The sequence below is a fragment of the Cupriavidus gilardii genome, from assembly GCF_013347325.1.
Classification (GTDB): Bacteria; Pseudomonadota; Gammaproteobacteria; order Burkholderiales; family Burkholderiaceae; genus Cupriavidus; species Cupriavidus gilardii.
In genome coordinates this window covers 112,379-129,063 of record NZ_CP054624.1, presented here as the reverse complement: position 1 = coordinate 129,063, position 16,685 = coordinate 112,379, and the positions used below count along the sequence as shown (strand labels likewise).

11 protein-coding genes are annotated in these 16,685 nt (G+C 66.7%); 5 read left to right on the top strand and 6 right to left on the bottom strand.

Annotated features, from left to right (window positions below):
- Window positions 1–132 precede the first annotated feature (132 nt).
- Window positions 133–939, bottom strand: coding sequence for an IclR family transcriptional regulator (locus FOB47_RS00505; protein WP_053824454.1), 807 nt, complete (start codon window positions 937–939; stop codon window positions 133–135).
- Between the two features lie 209 nt (window positions 940–1,148).
- On the opposite strand from FOB47_RS00505, the gene FOB47_RS00500 reads away from it, so the two are divergent.
- Both FOB47_RS00500 and FOB47_RS00495 read left to right on the top strand, forming a co-directional pair.
- The gene (locus FOB47_RS00500) at window positions 1,149–1,832 is read left to right on the top strand and encodes a TetR/AcrR family transcriptional regulator (protein WP_174779664.1); all 684 of its coding nucleotides are present in this window, start codon (window positions 1,149–1,151) and stop codon (window positions 1,830–1,832) included.
- Window positions 1,833–2,043: 211 nt separating this feature from the next.
- Window positions 2,044–3,009, top strand: a complete 966-nt coding sequence (locus FOB47_RS00495; RefSeq protein ID WP_174780800.1) for a Bug family tripartite tricarboxylate transporter substrate binding protein — start codon at window positions 2,044–2,046, stop codon at window positions 3,007–3,009.
- Here FOB47_RS00495 and FOB47_RS00490 read toward each other — a convergent pair.
- On the bottom strand, window positions 2,955–4,448 hold the full coding sequence (locus FOB47_RS00490) for a pentapeptide repeat-containing protein (protein ID WP_174779663.1): 1,494 nt from the start codon (window positions 4,446–4,448) through the stop codon (window positions 2,955–2,957). The genes FOB47_RS00495 and FOB47_RS00490 overlap by 55 nt on opposite strands.
- 336 nt (window positions 4,449–4,784) lie before the next feature.
- Here FOB47_RS00490 and FOB47_RS00485 point away from each other — a divergent pair, with 336 nt between their 5' ends.
- Together FOB47_RS00485 and FOB47_RS00480 are read left to right on the top strand one after the other, a co-directional pair.
- On the top strand, window positions 4,785–5,465 hold the full coding sequence (locus FOB47_RS00485) for a histidine phosphatase family protein (protein ID WP_053824458.1): 681 nt from the start codon (window positions 4,785–4,787) through the stop codon (window positions 5,463–5,465).
- Window positions 5,466–5,533: 68 nt separating this feature from the next.
- Window positions 5,534–6,403: a crotonase/enoyl-CoA hydratase family protein gene (locus tag FOB47_RS00480; RefSeq protein WP_174779662.1), complete on the top strand. Its 870-nt coding sequence runs from the start codon at window positions 5,534–5,536 to the stop codon at window positions 6,401–6,403.
- Window positions 6,404–6,423: 20 nt separating this feature from the next.
- Here FOB47_RS00480 and fusA read toward each other — a convergent pair whose 3' ends face one another.
- Window positions 6,424–8,529 (bottom strand): elongation factor G, encoded by a 2,106-nt coding sequence (gene fusA, locus FOB47_RS00475; protein ID WP_151022676.1) that lies wholly within the window; start codon window positions 8,527–8,529, stop codon window positions 6,424–6,426.
- A gap of 225 nt (window positions 8,530–8,754) precedes the next feature.
- Here fusA and FOB47_RS00470 point away from each other — a divergent pair, with 225 nt between their 5' ends.
- The gene (locus tag FOB47_RS00470; protein ID WP_174779661.1) at window positions 8,755–11,031 is read left to right on the top strand and encodes a mechanosensitive ion channel domain-containing protein; all 2,277 of its coding nucleotides are present in this window, start codon (window positions 8,755–8,757) and stop codon (window positions 11,029–11,031) included.
- Window positions 11,032–11,177: 146 nt separating this feature from the next.
- Here FOB47_RS00470 and FOB47_RS00465 read toward each other — a convergent pair whose 3' ends face one another.
- The 3 genes from FOB47_RS00465 to FOB47_RS00455 all read right to left on the bottom strand — a co-directional run bounded on the left by FOB47_RS00465 (window position 11,178) and on the right by FOB47_RS00455 (window position 16,071).
- On the bottom strand, window positions 11,178–12,710 hold the full coding sequence (locus FOB47_RS00465; RefSeq protein ID WP_023265246.1) for a SpoVR family protein: 1,533 nt from the start codon (window positions 12,708–12,710) through the stop codon (window positions 11,178–11,180).
- Window positions 12,711–12,847: 137 nt separating this feature from the next.
- Window positions 12,848–14,110, bottom strand: coding sequence for a YeaH/YhbH family protein (locus FOB47_RS00460; protein ID WP_006576789.1), 1,263 nt, complete (start codon window positions 14,108–14,110; stop codon window positions 12,848–12,850).
- Between the two features lie 38 nt (window positions 14,111–14,148).
- Window positions 14,149–16,071 (bottom strand): PrkA family serine protein kinase, encoded by a 1,923-nt coding sequence (locus FOB47_RS00455; protein ID WP_174779660.1) that lies wholly within the window; start codon window positions 16,069–16,071, stop codon window positions 14,149–14,151.
- Between the last annotated feature and the right edge of the window lie 614 nt (window positions 16,072–16,685).

The following is a 16,685-nucleotide window of genomic DNA, read 5'->3' as shown; positions in this document are numbered from 1 at the left end:
CGATGTCTCCGTTGTCTTCGTTGTCGTTGTGGCCGATGCCGCCGTGGCGGCGGCATCTTGGTGTCTCGTTGTCCCGGTGCCCGGGCCGGGTGGGCGTGGGCGCAGGAGCGGCGGCGCGGCGAATGTCGTGCGCTATCGCCCCACACCCGCTGCCTGTTCGATGCTGCGGACCATCTCGGCCAGCATCGGCGCCACGCGCTTTTCCAGCATGCCGCGGCGCAGCTTGCTGCCGGCGATCGCGCAGTTGAACAGCAGCGGTCGGTTCAGATAGACGATGCGCGAGTAGATGCCGACGCCATGCACGCCGATGCCGGCCTCGCCCTCATTGATCGCGTAGCCGCGCTTGGGGTAGTGGGCGACGTTGTGGCAGATGCGGTCGTAGTTGGCGGCGTATTCGTCGGGACGCTCGCGCTGCGCGATCTCCATCAGCCTCTGGAATTCGGCCTTCGACAGCGTGCACAGGAACGCGCGGCCCATGCCGGTGTTCAGCACCGAGCGCACCGCGCCGACGCCCGGCCGGGCCGGCGTGCCCTCGTTGTGCGTGCAGGTGAGCAGATAGGTCACGTCGAGCCGATGCGCCACGCCCATCGACACCGCGCCGTCGATGCGGTCCGCCAGAGCCTGCATCAGCGGCCGCGCGGTATGCCGCATCGGCAGGCCAGTCAGGTAGGGATACCCCAGCGCGAGCACCTGCGCGCTGACGAAGTACTTGTCGAGCTTCGGGTCCCAGTCGAGGTAGCCGAGCTCGTACAGCGTCTTGCAGATGCGCGACACCGTCGCGCGCGGCAGCTGCAGCCGGCGCGACAGTTCGCCATTGCCCATCGGCTGCGGCTCGTCGATGAAGCAGCGCAGCAGGGCAAAGCCCTTGGCGAGCAGTCCGCCGAACGACGGATCGTCGCGGCGGCGTTCGGCGATGAATTGTTCGACCGGCGTGTTCATGTTGTCTCCTGAAATCCAGTGTGGGTGGCCGCGGCGAGGACCGTCAAATGATGGAACGAATTTCCAGATATTGGAAATAGCAGCCCTGTCGTTGACGCTCCCCGCGGGTGCCCCTAACGTGGCCGGACGCATCGGATCGGCGATGCCGTGTATCGGCGTCGCCGTATCGAGACCGCTCCCCTTTTCCGTAGCCGCCTCCGGAAGCCGTCATGACCCCTGCCTCCCCATTCCCGCTGCCCGGCACCGCACGTACCGCCTTCCCCGCATTCGAGGCGCGTTCGCTGCTGCATGCGCCCAAGCGCCAGCGCGCCCGCGATACCGAGCAGGCGTTGCTGGCCGCCGGCCGCACGCTGCTGGCCACGCGCGACTTCGAATCGATTTCGGTGGCGCAGATCGTGGCGGCCTGCGAGTTGTCGGTCGGCGCCTTCTATGGGCGTTTCCGCGACAAGGCGGCCTTTTTCGACGCGCTGCAGGCGGCCGCGGTACGCGACGCGCAGCAGGCCATCGAGCGGCATCTGGCGCTGCCACGGTGCGCCGGTGTGCCGACCGCGGTGCTGATCGACAGGGCAATGCGCCTGCTGGTGCGCGGCTGCCGCGCCCAGCGCGGGCTGCTGCGGGCGGCGCTGCAGCAGGCCGGTGCCCGGCCGCAGGCCTGGCAGCCGCATCGCGACTGCGCGGCGGCCTTTGCGGACCGGATGGTGGCGCTGCTGACGCCGCGGCTCGATGACGGCGCGGGCGCCGAGGCGAAGGTTCGCTTCGCCATGCAGGCTGCGTTCGGCATGCTGATCCATGCGCTGTTGCACGACCCGCCGCCACTGCGGCTGGACGACGACGAACTGCCCGTGCAGATGGCGCGGCTGATCGACGGCTATCTGGCGCCGATGCGCAATTGAAGCCGCAATTGAAGCCGCGATTGAAGCCGCGATTGAAGCCGCGATTGAATTGATCCGCGATTGAAGCCGCGTTCGAATCGGCGCGATCGAATGCGATCCCGGCGCGCCGGCGAGCGGATGGCAAGGGCCACAGAACATGACGACGAGGAGACCAGCCATGAACCCACACAGCAACACGGCTGCCCTCAGGACAGCCAGATGCCGAAGCGCGATGCGCACCGCGGCGCTGGCGATGCTGGTGCTGGCTGCCTTGCCGCTGCATGCGCAGCAGCCCTATCCGAGCAAGCCGATCCGCATCGTCGTGCCCTATCCGGCCGGCGGTTCGACCGACACGCTGGCCCGCACGCTGGGCGACGCGCTGAGCCAGCGGCTGGGCCAGCCGGTCGTGGTCGAGAACAAGGGCGGCGCTGGCGGAATCATCGGCACCGACCATGTCGCCAAGTCCGCGCCCGACGGCTACACGCTGCTGATGACGGTGCCCGGGCCGATCACGGCCAATCTGGCGCTGTACAAGAAGCTGCCCTACGATCCGCGCACCGACCTGCAGCCGGTCTCCGATATCGCCACCATGCGTACCGTGCTGGTGGTCAACAGCACGCTGCCGGTCAAGAGCGTCGACGAACTGTTCGCCTACGCGAAGGCGCATCCCGGCGCCTTGCGGATGGGCTCGTGGGGACCGGGCACGCAGCCGCATACGATCCAGTCGTATCTGGCCAAGACCAGGGGGCTCGATATCCTGCACGTGCCCTACCGCGGTGAAGGACCGATGGTGTCGGACCTGCTGGCCGGACAGGTCAACATGACGATCGGCTCGGTGACCGCGCTGAAGCAGCATATCGCCACCGGCAAGCTGCGGCCGCTGGCGGTGATCGGCACGCGGCGGGCCGTGGGCCTGCCCGATGTGCCGACGTTTGCCGAGGCGGGCTATCGCGATGCCGCCTACGAGGTCGTCGGGCCGACCACGCTGCTGGCCCCGGCGAAGACGCCGCCCGCCATCGTCGAGCGGCTCGGGCGCGAGGTCAGCGCGCTGGTGCGCAGCGGCCCGGTGGCACGCCGGATCGACGAGATGGGCGCCGAGCCGGTCGGCAATCTGCCGGCCGAGGCGAGCAGCGCCTATCGCGCCTATCTGCCGGTGGTGCTGAAGCTGACCGCCGATACCGGCGTCACGCTCGATTGATCGGGGACGACCTTGATCGGGGACGACCGCGGCTCCAGCGTCAACTCCCATGGCAGTTCGCCAAACTTGGCAAACATCGCGGGATCATACTTGGCAAACATCGCGCGATATCGGTCCGCCAGCTTCAGCAGCACCTCTTCGCACGACTCGGGCAGCGTCTTGGCCAGGCGCTGGCACTGATGCCTGGCCAGCCTCCGGATACAGTGATCCAGCACGATGTCGCTGCTCTTCTCGCCGGCGTTTTCCCAATACTGGTCGATGTCCTTCAGCAACAACTCGGCGAGGGCGTCATTGGTGTCGGAGATGTCCTCGTTTTGCGCGGCCGCGCAATTCAGCGCGTTGACGATCGCCGCCATCAGTTCGCGTCGCCGTTGCCGATCGGACAGCGAGACCACCGTCCACAGCAGATTGCCGTCATGCTGATGCAACGGCTTGAGCGCGGCCCGGCGGGTGGCGCCGTCGACCAACGCGTCGGGCGGCAGCACGAAGCCGGCGCCTGTCAGGTCCGCCCCGGACAGCGTGGCGCCGGCCAACGCCATCGCGTAAAGCGTCTGGCCACGCAGGTCCGCACCGCCGAGCGAGGCGTTTTGCAGCCGGGTGCCTGCGAGCTGGGCGCCGGACAGCCTGGCGCCGTCCAGCCTGGCACGACTCAGATCGGCCAGCCGCAGATCGGCATCGCGCAGGTCGGCGTTGCGCAGGTCCGCCTCGACGGCGTCGCAACGGACCAGCACCGCGCCGCGCAGGTCGGCACCGCCCAGATCCAGCGGCCCCAGGCGGCTGTCGCGCAGGTTGCGCCCACGCAGGTCGGAACCGGGACCGAACAAACGCTGCGCGACTTCGGGGCACAGTCGACGCAGCTCGGTGTCAGGCGGCATGGTTGGCCGGCTGTGCGACGCCTCGCCGGGGCGCTCCGATGCGCCATCGGGTTCGGACTGCGGCCGCTGAACGTAGCGCAGCAGCTGGGCGCGGCGCCGGCGCCCGGCCTCGCGGCTCTCTGCCGGCAGGCCGTGATGGTCGAGAGCCGGCGGCAGCCAGCCCTTGATGTAGAGCGGGACCACGCGCGGCCGCGCGCAATCCCGACTGCCGTCGGCGCTGCCGCCCTTGCCCCCTTCGTTGCCGCCATCGGTCTCGACGCGCAGCGCCCAATGCTTGACGAAGCGGCGCACCCGCGATTCCCACAGCACCTCGTCGCCGCCCAGGCGCAGGCACCGCATCAGCCGCGCGAAGCGCTGGCGGTGTGTCATCTGCCATAGCGAAGCGGTCTTGATCTTCCAGCCGGAACTCGATCGGCACAGGCGAAAGCGATGGCCCTGTACCTCGATCAGCTCGCCGCGCACGAGCGCGGCGCTGATTGCCCGTCCGCCATCCGGCGATTCGAGTGCCGCGCTGAAGGCGGTGCAGTCGGCATACGCCAAGGTGTGATACGTACGCATCGTCATGACCTCTTGATGTCGTGATGCTGATGTCTCGATGGTGATGTCTTGATGGTGATGTCTTGCTGCTGATGTCCCTCGCGCGAGGAATGCCCGCCGGCGGGCAGGCGCCAAGGTAACCGCGTATGGCGACGCCATTTGCGTAACGTGCCGGCGGCTTTCGAAAATTTGCGACGCGCAAGGCGCGCCGGCCGCGACAATGCAGCGCGGCCATGACCGGTATGCAGCGTGTCACGCTTGCTTGGCCGGCACTCGGAGCGCGCCCTACAATCGAGCGCGACGGCCATCGCCGGCCTGCCGGCCGGCCGCCCGGCCCCTGTCCCAACCTTCCGCTCTCCCTCTATGGCAACGCTATTTCTCGTGCGCCACGGCCAGGCCTCCTTCGGCGCGGCCAATTACGACTGCCTGTCGGCACAGGGCCGGCAGCAATCGCGCTGGCTCGGCGAATATTTCGTCGAGCGCGGGGTGCGCTTTCGCCGCGTGATCGCCGGCTCGCTGGTGCGCCAGCAGGACACCGCCAGCGAGATCCTGGCCGCGATGGGCGAGGCCGGTGCCGGGCTGACGCTCGAAACCCATCCGGGCTTCAACGAGTACGACGGCGAGGCGCTGTACTGCGCCCACACCGGCGGCGCCGACCATCGCGCGCATCAGAACGGCGACTACGCGGACTACTGGCGCACCTTCCGCGCGGCGTTCGCGGCCTGGACCGCCGGCACGCTGACCGGCATGCCCGAGAGCTGGGAGGAATTCGGCAAGCGCATCGCGGCGGGGCTGGCGCACGGCGCCGAGGGCTCGGCGCGCGAGGACGCGATCCTGGTGGTCAGCTCTGGCGGCGCGATCGGCCGCGCGGTGGCCGACATGCTGCATGCGCCGGCGCAGACCGCGATCGAGCTGAACCTGCAGTTCCGCAATACCGCCTTCTGCGAAATCATCTGCGGCCGCAATACGCAGCGGCTGCTCAGCTTCAACAACGTGCCGCATCTGGAGCGCGCGGACCGGCGCGGCGCGATCACCTTCGCCTGAGCAAGCCGGCGCCGGGCGCCGCATCGCCATCGACGTTTCCCGCATCGACCGACCATATCGGAGCCCTCATGAACCCCTCACAGTTCGAAACGCTGCGCTACGCCGTCGCCGACGGCATCGCGACCATCACGCTGCACCGGCCGGAACAGATGAATACGTTCAACGCGCAGATGATGCAGGAGCTGATCGCCGCCTTCGATGCGACCGACGCCGACGATGTGGTGCGGGCGGTGGTGGTGACGGGCGCGGGACGCGCGTTCTGCGCCGGCGCGGATCTATCGTCGGGCGGCTCGACCTTCGATTTCGAGAAACGCTATGGCGCGCCGGCCGACACGCCGCACCGGGACGGCGGCGGCCGTGTCGCGCTGCGGATCTACCGCAGCCTGAAGCCGGTGATTGGCGCGATCAACGGCGCGGCGGTCGGCATCGGCGTGACGATGCAGTTGCCGATGGATATCCGGCTCGCGTCGACCGCGGCCAAGTTCGGCTTCGTGTTCTCGCGCCGCGGCATCACGCCGGAGGCCGCGTCGTCGTGGTTCCTGTCGCGCGTGGTCGGCATCTCGACCGCGCTGGAATGGTGCTACACCGGCCGCGTGTTCCCGGCACAGGAGGCACTGGAGCGCGGCCTGGTGCGTTCGCTGCATGAACCGGACGACCTGCTGCCGGCGGCCTACGCGCTGGCGCGCGAGATCGCCGACAACGCGGCGCCGGTGTCGGTCGCGATCTCGCGGCAAATGATCTGGCGGATGGCAGGCGCCGCGCATCCGATGGAGGCGCACAAGCTCGACAGCCGCGCGATCCAGTCGCGCGGGCGCTCGCCGGACGCGAAGGAAGGCGTCGAAGCCTTCCTGCAGAAGCGCCCGGCGGCGTTCCCGCAGACCGTATCGCGCGACATGCCGGACTTCTTCGACTGGCAGGGCGAGCCGCCCTTCGTTTGAGAACGGCCTTCGCCTGACGACTATTGCCGGCGCGCGTTGACCACCGCGTCGGCGACGTTGGCCGGCGCCTCGGCGTAATGCTTGAACTCCATCGTGTAGGTCGCGCGGCCCTGGGTCAGCGACCGCAGCGAGGTCGAGTAGCCGAACATCTCCGCCAGCGGCACCTCGGCGCGCACCAGCTTGCCGCCGCCGCCCGCGATCTCGTCCATGCCGTGCACGATGCCGCGCCGCGACGACAGATCGCCCATCACGTTGCCGGTGAACTCCTCCGGCGTCTCGACCTCGACCGCCATCATCGGCTCGAGCAGCACCGGACGCGCGCGGCGCATGCCGTCCTTGAAGGCCATCGAGCCGGCCATCCGGTAGGCGTTCTCGTTCGAATCGACCTCGTGGTACGAGCCGAACACCAGCGTGACCTTGACGTCCACCACCGGGAAGCCGGCCAGCACGCCGGCGTTCAGCGTCTCCTGAATGCCCTTGTCGACGGCCGGAATGAACTCGCGCGGAATCACGCCGCCCTTGATCGCATCGACGAATTCGTAGCCCTTGCCCTGCGGCTGCGGCTCCAGGTCGATCACCACGTGGCCGTACTGGCCGCGGCCGCCCGACTGCTTGACGAACTTGCCCTCGACGCCCTTGATCGGCTGGCGGATCGTCTCGCGATAGGCGACCTGCGGCTTGCCGACGGTCGCTTCCACGCCGAACTCGCGCTTCATCCGGTCGACCAGGATTTCCAGGTGCAGCTCGCCCATGCCGGAGATGATGGTCTGGCCCGATTCCTCGTCGGTCTTGACGCGGAACGACGGGTCCTCCTGGGCCAGGCGGTTCAGCGCCACGCCCATCTTCTCCTGGTCCGCCTTGGTCTTGGGCTCGACCGCCTGCGAGATCACGGGCTCGGGGAAGGTCATCCGCTCGAGGATGATCACGTTGGCGGGGTCGCACAGCGTGTCGCCGGTGGTCGCCTCCTTCAGGCCCACGGCCGCGGCGATGTCGCCGGCGCGCACCTCCTTGATCTCGTTGCGCGTGTTCGCATGCATCTGCAGGATGCGGCCCAGGCGTTCGCGCTTGCCCTTGACCGGGTTGTAGACGGTGTCGCCCGAATTCACGACGCCGGAGTAGACCCGGAAGAAGATCAGCTGGCCGACGAAGGGGTCGGTCATGATCTTGAAGGCCAGCGCGGAGAACGGCTCGTCGTCGCTCGGATGGCGCTCGGCATCGCGATCGTCCTCGGTATGGCCGCGGATCGCCGGCACGTCGGCGGGCGACGGCAGATAGTCGACCACCGCGTCGAGCATCGCCTGCACGCCCTTGTTCTTGAAGGCGCTGCCGCACAGCATCGGCACGATCTCGTTGGCGATGGTGCGCTGGCGCAGGCCGGCCTTGATCTCGTCCTCGCTCAGCGCCTCGCCGCCCAGGTATTTCTCCAGCAGCGACTCGTTGGCCTCGGCCGCCGCCTCGACCATCCGCTCGCGCCACAGCTGCGCGGTATCGGCCAGTTCGGCGGGGATCTCGCGGTATTCGAAGCGCACGCCCTGGCTGGCCTCGTCCCAGACGATGGCCTGCATGCGCACCAGGTCGATGACGCCCTGGAAATGGTCTTCGGCACCGATCGGAATCTGCACCGGCACGGCCGCGCCCTTCAGACGCTCGGCGATCTGCTCGCGCACGCGGAAGAAGTCCGCGCCGACGCGGTCCATCTTGTTGACGAACGCCAGCCGCGGCACGCCGTATTTGTTCGCCTGGCGCCAGACCGTCTCCGATTGCGGCTGCACGCCGCCGACCGCGTCGTAGACCATCACGGCACCGTCCAGCACGCGCATCGAGCGCTCGACCTCGATCGTGAAGTCGACGTGCCCGGGGGTATCGATGATGTTGATCCGATGTTCGGGATACTTGCCAGCCATGCCCTTCCAGAACACAGTGGTGGCGGCCGACGTGATGGTGATGCCGCGCTCCTGCTCCTGCTCCATCCAGTCCATGGTGGCGGCGCCTTCATGCACCTCGCCGAGCTTGTGGCTGACGCCCGTGTAGAACAGGATGCGTTCGGTCGTGGTCGTCTTGCCGGCGTCGATATGCGCACTGATGCCGATGTTGCGATAGCGCTCGATGGGAGTTTTGCGGGCCACAACAATCTCCTGAGTAAGGGGCCTGTGTAGAACCTGATGAAAAAAGGGTCGGAGAAAAGAGGGGAATTAGAGTAGCACTATCGGCCAAGTTGCGTGCGCCGCCGATTGGGCGGCCGCGGCGTCAGACATTGACCGGTCGCCCGGGCCATGGGCATCGGTTACAGTGCGCCCAAGGCGGCCCTCCCAGCGGGGCCGAGAACCGGTTTCGACGAGGCCCCCGCGACGATGAAACTGCGATGTCATCTGCCATGGCTGGCGCTGATCTGGCTCTGCGCGATCGGCGCCATGCCGCTGTCCGGCGCGGCCGCGCCATTGGGCAAGCCCGCCGCCCAGTCCCCCGCCGCCACGTCGGCGCCGGCCTCCGAGGCCGCGGCCAGCGTACCGCTGGCGCAATCGCTCGATCAGGTCATCGAGACGCTGCAGAACGACCGGCAGCGGGCTGCGCTGGTGGGGCAACTGCGGGCGGTCCGCGACGGGCTAGCGGCGTCCGCGCCCGCGGCGGCGGCAGCGGCGTCGGAGGCCGAGGCCGAGGCCGGCGGACTGGTCGGTGCGCTGGCCGAAGCGGTCGAGCAGGTCGACGACCGGCTCGGCAAGGATCAGGGTCCGTGGCGCTATTGGAACTGGCGTCTGCGCTTTGCCGGCGAGGAATGGCAGCAGGCGCTGACCGACCGCGGACGCGGCAGCGCGCTCGCATCGGCGCAGCTGTTCGCCGCGGTACTGGCGGGCTGGGCGGTTGGCGGCTGGCTGCTGCACGAGCTGGCGCGGCGGGTGCGCGGACGGCTGATGCGGCCGGTCGATCGGGTCCAGCTGCCCACGGTGCCGTCGTGGACGGACGTCGCCATCTTCATGCTGCGCCGGGTCGGTCCATGGGCGATCGCATTCGGCGTGGCGATCTGGATCGTGCGCGCGCTGGCGCTGCATCTGGTGCCGGCCGGCGTCGCGGCGCTGACGCTGGCCTATGCGCTGGTTGCCGGCGCGGTGCTGTCGGCGGTATCGCAGACGCTGTTCGCGGTCTTCGGTACCGCGCACCGGCGGCGTGCGGTCCACGACCTGCACCACCACTCGCGCACGATGCTGTTCGCGATCGGCTCGCTGGCGGCGCTCGGCGACGCCGCCACCAATGCCCGCGTGGTCGCCGCGCTCGGCATCAACCTGTCCGCGGTGACCGCCAATCTGTCCAACATCGCCGCGGCGCTGCTGATGGCCTGCTTCTGCCTGCGTTTTCGCCGGCAGATCGGCCACCTGATCGCGAACCGGCCGCTGGCGTTCCGCCAGGCCCATCCGGCCGTCACCGATGTGCTGCGGCTGGCCGGCGGCACCTGGCATCTGCCGGTGCTGGCCGTGGTGTTCGCCTCGGTGGTCGGCACGCTGCTCGCCGCCGGTCACGCCGACGACTATCTGGGCCGCACCATCCTGACAGTAGCGCTGCTGGTGGCAGCGCTGGCACTGACGGTGGTGACCGGACGCTCGCCGCAGGCGACGCAGCACGGGCCGCGGCAACGCTGGCAGCGGCGATCGGCCTATCTGGCGCGCTTTGGGCGCTTCGCAGTGGCGCTGGTGCGCCTGGCGATCTGGCTCGGCTTCCTGGAGCTGGCCAGCCGGGTCTGGGGCAATTCGCTGCTGCACCTGATGCATTCAACCGAGCTGGGCCGCCGCTTCGCCGACGCGGTATTCGGCGCGCTGGCCGCGGTGCTGCTGTCGTGGCTGTTCTGGCTCGTCATCGACACCGCGATCACGCAGGCGCTGGCGCCCGGACATGGGCGCGGGCAGCCGCCTAGCATGCGTGCCCGCACCATCCTGCCGCTGCTGCGCAACGCGGTATTCGTTGCGCTGCTGGTGATGGCGCTGATCGCGGTGCTGGCCAACCTCGGCGTCAACGTGACGCCGCTGATCGCCGGCGCCGGCGTGGTCGGCCTGGCCATCGGCTTCGGCGCGCAGACGCTGGTGCAGGACCTGATCACGGGGCTGTTCATCGTGATCGAGGATTCGATCGCGATCGGCGACGTGGTCGAGCTGCCCGACCATAGCGGCACGGTCGAGGGGATGACGATCCGCACCATCAAGCTGCGCGACGGCAAGGGCGCGCTGCATGTGCTGCCGTACAGCCAGATCAAGGCGATCAAGAACCTGTCGCGCGGCCATGCCTTCGCGGTCTTCAATATCGGCCTGCGCTACGACAGCGATCTGGACCGCGCCATGGCGCTGATCCGCGAGGCCGGCGACGAGATCGCGCAGGACATCCGATTCGCCCATCGGCTGCTGTCGGGGCTCGACATCCTCGGGCTGGACCGCTTCGATCCGTCGGGCCCGGTCGTGCTGGCCCAGTTCAAGACGTTGCCGCTGGCGCAATTCGAAATCACGCGGGCGTTCAACGCGACGCTGAAGCAGAAGTTCGACGCGGCCGGCATCCGCATGGCGTCGCCGTACATGACGCTGCAGCTCGATGGCGGCGGCGCGGCCGACGTCAAGCCGCTGATCGAGGGCGGCGCCGGGACGGCATAGCGCTCGCGATATCGCCGTGGAGCTGCCAAACGGCAAGGGCGGCGATTTCAGCGCTGAAATCGCCGCCCTTGCCGTCTTGTCGGGCTGCGCCGGCCCCCGATCCCCTGGCGGGATCGGCCAGCCATCCTCGTATCGCCGTCTCCCGCTTACGCCGCCTTGCGATGGTGCTTGCGCTCCGGCCGGCATTCGTACTTGATCTCGTGCCGGCCGTCCTCGTAGACCACCTCGAGCCGCACGGTGAAGCCCCATAGCCGCGTGACATGGCGCACCACCTCCTCGAAGTTCTGCGCCAGCGGCCGGCGGTCGCTCTGCAGATGGCGCAGCGTCAGCGAGCGGTCGCCGCCGACGTCGACGTTGGTGACCTGGATGTTCGGCTCGATATTGGACAAATCGTACTGGCTGGCCAGCAGTTGCCGGATGCGCCGATAGCCCTCGTCGTCGTGGATCGCGGTCACGCGCAGCTTGCTTTCGCGGTCGTCGTCCAGCACCGAGAACAGCTTGAGTTCGCGGATCACTCTCGGCGACAGGAACTGCAGCAGGAAGCTCTCGTCCTTGAAGTTGCGCATCGCGAAGTCCAGCGTCTTGCGCCAGTCGCTGCCCGCGATTTCCGGCGCCCAGCGGTAATCCTCGTCGTCCGGGTGCTCGCACATGCGGCGCAGGTCCTGGAACATCAGGAAGCCGAGCGTGTAGGGATTGAGGCCGCTGTAATAAGGGCTGTGGTACGGCGGCTGGTAGATGACGTTGGTATGGGCCTGCAGCAGCTCCATCATGAAGGCGTCGTTGACCAGCCCCTGCTCGTACAGTTCGTGCAGGATCGTGTAGTGCCAGAACGTGGCCCAGCCCTCGTTCATCACCTTGGTCTGCCGCTGCGGATAGAAGTACTGCGCGATCTTGCGCACGATGCGGACGATCTCGCGCTGCCATGGCTGCAGCTTCGGCGCGTTCTTCTCGATGAAGTACAGCAGGTTCTCCTGCGGCTCCGGCGGGAAGGTGGCCTCGGTCTCGGGCGGTTCGTCCTCGGTCACCAGCGCGTGCGAACGGTGCTTCGGCAAGGTGCGCCACAGATCGTTGACCTGCATCTGCAGATAGTTCTCCCGCTCGGCTTGGCGCGCCTGCTCCTCGGTGATCGACAGCTTCTTCGGCCGCTTGTAGCGGTCGACGCCGTAGTTCTGCAGTGCATGGCAGGAGTCGAGCAGCAGTTCGACCTCCTGCTCGCCATAACGCTGCTCGCATTCGGCAACGTAGTTCTTCGCGAACAGCAGGTAGTCGACGATGGCGTCGGCGTTGGTCCAGGTGCGGAACAGGTAATTGCCCTTGAAGAAGGAGTTGTGGCCATAGCAGGCGTGCGCGATCGTCAGCGCCTGCATCGGCATCGTGTTCTCCTCCATCAGGTAGGCGATGCAGGGGTTGGAGTTGATCACGATCTCGTACGCCAGACCCATGTGCCCGCGCTGGTAGCTGCGCTCCGACGCCAGGAAGTGCTTGCCGTAGGACCAGTGGCTGTAGCCGACCGGCAGGCCCGCGGACGCATAGGCGTCGAGCATCTGCTCGGCGGTGATGATCTCGATCTGGTTGGGATAGGTATCGAGACCGAAATCGGCCGCGATGCGCGCGATTTCCCGGTCGTACCGCTGGATCAGTTCGAAGGTCCACTCCGAACCGGTAGAGAGGTATGCCATTTCCCACCCCCATGTCGGCGGAGCGCCATCGCGGCTCCACCGGTTAGCCAAGGCCTGTCCGCTGCGGCGCCCTTGCATGGACCCCATGCCGGGCACCGGTACGCCAGGGTGTCAACGCATCGGTGCCCGGTGTCCGGTCAGGCCGCCTTCTTCTGAAACAGGTCGTGCAGCACAGGATAGATCTCGTCCGCGCCGATGATCCGCTGCATCGCGAAGTTCTCGTGCGCGCTCTTGACCGTCATGTACTCTTCCCACAGGTTTTGCGGCTCCTCGGACGCGACCTCGACATAGGCGTAGTACTGCACCAGCGGCAGGATCGATTCGCGCAGCAGCCGCCCGCACAGCTCCGAGTCGCCGGCCCAGTTGTCGCCATCCGACGCCTGGGCGCAGTAGATGTTCCACTGGCTGGCCGGGTAACGGTTGTGGATCACGTCGACCATCAGCTTCAGCGCGCTGGACACCACCGTGCCGCCCGATTCCCGCGAATGGAAGAAATCTTCCTCGTCGACTTCCTTGGCGACCGTATGGTGGCGAATGAAGACGACGTCGATGCGTTCGTAGTTCCGCTTCAGGAACAGGTAGAGCAGCATGAAGAAGCGCTTGGCCAGGTCCTTGCGGCTCTCGTCCATCGACCCCGACACGTCCATCAGGCAGAACATCACCGCCTGCGCCTGCGGACGCTTCTTCAGCACGCGGTTGTTGTAGCGCAGGTCGAGCTTCTCGATGAAGGGCACGCGGTCGATGCAGGCGCGCAGATGGCGCATCTCCTTCATCATCTCCTGCGCGCGGGCCGTGTAGGGGCCCTCTTCCTCGAGCACCTCGCTGTATTGCTGCTCGAGCGCCTGCAGGCGCCGCTGGTAGGGCCCGGACAGCGCGATGCGCCGGCCGAGCGAACTGCGCATCGTGCGCAGCACCGACAGGTTCGAGGGCGTGCCGTCGATCGAGAAGCCGGCGCGCACCTTGCGCACCTCGGCGATCTTGGCCAGATGGCGCTTGGCCATGTCCGGCAGCGCCATGTCCTCGAAGAAGAAATTGAGGAAGTCCTCGCGCGAGAGCGTGAAGACGAAATCGTCCTCGCCCTCGCCCGAGTCGCTCGCCCGGGAGCCGGTTCCGCCCGCCCCTTGCTGCTGGCGGTCGAAACTGTCTCCGCGGACGAACTTCTTGTTGCCGGGGTGGATCCACTCGCGCTTGCCACCCTGGCCATGGTGGAATATCGGCTCGGAGATGTCCTTGACCGGAATGGACACCTGACCGCTCTGTTCGATGTCCATGATCTTCCGGCCGGACACCGCCTTCGCTACGGCCTGCCGAATCTGCTCGCGGTAACGCTTGATGAATCGCTGCTTGTTGACCGCGCTCTTGTTGCCGCCATTCTCCCGCCGATCGATGACCGTGGCCATATTGGTTGCCCTCGTTCAGAGGCCCCGTGCAGGCGCCGTTACGATGATTTTCGAACGCGCAAGTACCACTCCACCAGCAGCCGGACCTGCTTGGGCGTATAGCCCTTTTCGACCATGCGGTTGACGAAGTTCTCGTGTTTCTCCTGATCCTCGCGCGAGGACTTGGCGTTGAAGGAAATGACCGGCAGCAGGTCCTCCGTGGTGGAGAACATCCGCTTCTCGATCACCATGCGCAGCTTCTCGTAGCTGGTCCAGTTCGGATTCTTGCCGCCGTTGTTGGCCCGCGCCCGCAGCACGAAGTTGACGATCTCGTTGCGGAAGTCCTTCGGGTTCGAGATACCCGCCGGCTTTTCCACCTTCTCCAGCTCGTCGTTCAGCGCGTTGCGGTCGAGGATCTCGCCGGTGTTGGGATCGCGGTACTCCTGGTCCTGGATCCACAGATCGGCGAACACCACGTAGCGATCGAAGATGTTCTGGCCATATTCGGAATACGACTCCAGATAGGCGGTCTGGATCTCCTTGCCGATGAACTCGACGAACGGCGTCGTCAGGTATTCCTTGATATACGACAGCAGCTTCGCTTCCTGCTCCGGCGGGAACTGTTCGCGCTCGATCTGCTGCTCGAGCACGTACAGCAGGTGCACCGGATTGGCCGCGACCTCGGTGTTGTCGAAGTTGAAGACCTTGGACAGCACCTTGAACGCAAAGCGTGTCGACAGCCCGCTCATGCCCTCGTCGATGCCGGCGTAGTCGCGGTACTCCTGGTACGACTTCGCCTTCGGGTCGACGTCCTTCAGGCTTTCGCCATCGTAGACCCGCATCTTCGAGAAGATGTTCGAGTTCTCCGGTTCCTTGATCCGTGTCAGCACCGCGAACTGGGCCATCATCTTCAGCGTGTTCGGCGCGCATGGCGCCGCCGACAGCGAGCTGCTGCGCAGCAGCTTGTCGTAGATCTTGACCTCGTCGGACACGCGCAGGCAGTACGGCACCTTGACGATATAGATCCGGTCGAGGAAGGCCTCGTTGTTCTTGTCGGCCTTGAACGATTGCCATTCGGCCTCGTTCGAGTGGGCCAGGATCACGCCGTCGAACGGAATCGCGCCGAAGCCCTCGGTGCCCTTGTAGTTGCCCTCCTGCGTCGCCGTCAGCAGCGGGTGCAGGACCTTGATCGGCGCCTTGAACATCTCGACGAACTCGAGCAGGCCGCGGTTGGCCAGGCACAGGCCGCCGGAATACGAGTACGCGTCGGGGTCGTCCTGCGGATAGTCCTCGAGCTTGCGGATATCGACCTTGCCGACCAGCGAGGAGATGTCCTGGTTGTTCTCGTCGCCCGGCTCGGTCTTCGCGATCGCGATCTGCGACAGCACCGAGGGCCGCAGCTTGACCACGCAGAAGCGCGTGATGTCGCCGTTGAACTCGTGCAGGCGCTTGACCGCCCATGGCGAGGCGATCGTGTTCAGATAGCGGACCGGGATGCCATAGTCCTCCTCCAGAATCTTGCCGTCTTCCTCGGGCGAGAACAGGCCGAGCGGCGATTCATGGATGGGCGAGCCCTTCAGCGCGTAGATGGGGATCTGCTCCATCAGCGACTTGAGCTTCTCGGCGAGCGAGGACTTGCCGCCGCCGGGAGGCCCGAGCAGGTAGAGGATCTGCTTGCGTTCCTCGAGACCCTGCGCGGCATGCTTGAAGAACGAGACGATCTGCTCGATCGTGTCCTCCATGCCGTAGAACTCACGGAACGCCGGATAGATCTTGATGACCTTGTTGAAGAACAGGCGCGACAGTCGCGGGTCGTGGTGCGTGTCTACCAGCTCCGGCTGCCCGATCGCGGCGAGCATGCGCTCGGCCGCGGTCGCATAGGCAGTAGGGTCTTTCTTACAGATCTCCAGGTACTCCTGGATGCTGTATTCCTCTTCCTTGCGAGCTTCGAAGCGCGTGGCGTAGTGGCCGAAAATGTCCATACCTCACTCCCGTCAGAGTCTCGTCCGAGGCGAACGCAGTCCGTCTGCAGGTAGGTACCCTGCCTCATTCCACGTATCAGCCTTTGAATACCGCCACCCCGGCTTGGCGGAAGACTGACCATGTTGCGAAGTCTTTACTTCATCATAGTCAAATAACGCCCAGGGGGAAGAGCTTGTTGACGCGCATTGCGCACTCGCAACGGCGCTGTCCTGCTCGCGAAAACTGCGTCCTGGCGGCGTGCGACTGAGCGGCACGCTGACCGGTTCGCACTGGGCGGTGCGACCATGTTCTGGGACACACCTTACACCTTTCCCTTTGGTGCTGCACTGACCCGTTTGTAACGATTGCTTCCGACGAGCATCGCCGACATACCGGGACTGCAAAACCTTGGAACGGGTGGGGTCGTACGTTGGCACATCCTGCATCGTTGCGGCTGCCAGGGTCTCGCGCGCAACGTTGCGCGACACGCTGCCGACGTGTTCGCGCTGCGCGCAATCGCGACCGAAGCGAGGCGCGAAGGCGGGGTCGAAGCAGGATGAAAACGGAGCGCCGCGACATCGCGCATCGCGTTGCGGGAAAGCAGGGTTTACCCATCGAGCCGGGCGTCGTGCTG

Coding starts and splice junctions, on each gene's coding strand:
- FOB47_RS00485 (WP_053824458.1), top strand. CDS start 4,785: ATGGCAACGCTATTTCTCGTGCGCCACGGCCAGGCCTCCTTCGGCGCG.
- FOB47_RS00500 (WP_174779664.1), top strand. CDS start 1,149: ATGACCCCTGCCTCCCCATTCCCGCTGCCCGGCACCGCACGTACCGCC.
- FOB47_RS00505 (WP_053824454.1), bottom strand. CDS start 939: ATGAACACGCCGGTCGAACAATTCATCGCCGAACGCCGCCGCGACGAT.
- FOB47_RS00465 (WP_023265246.1), bottom strand. CDS start 12,710: ATGGCATACCTCTCTACCGGTTCGGAGTGGACCTTCGAACTGATCCAG.
- FOB47_RS00480 (WP_174779662.1), top strand. CDS start 5,534: ATGAACCCCTCACAGTTCGAAACGCTGCGCTACGCCGTCGCCGACGGC.
- FOB47_RS00460 (WP_006576789.1), bottom strand. CDS start 14,110: ATGGCCACGGTCATCGATCGGCGGGAGAATGGCGGCAACAAGAGCGCG.
- FOB47_RS00470 (WP_174779661.1), top strand. CDS start 8,755: ATGAAACTGCGATGTCATCTGCCATGGCTGGCGCTGATCTGGCTCTGC.
- FOB47_RS00490 (WP_174779663.1), bottom strand. CDS start 4,448: ATGACGATGCGTACGTATCACACCTTGGCGTATGCCGACTGCACCGCC.
- FOB47_RS00455 (WP_174779660.1), bottom strand. CDS start 16,071: ATGGACATTTTCGGCCACTACGCCACGCGCTTCGAAGCTCGCAAGGAA.
- FOB47_RS00495 (WP_174780800.1), top strand. CDS start 2,044: ATGCGCACCGCGGCGCTGGCGATGCTGGTGCTGGCTGCCTTGCCGCTG.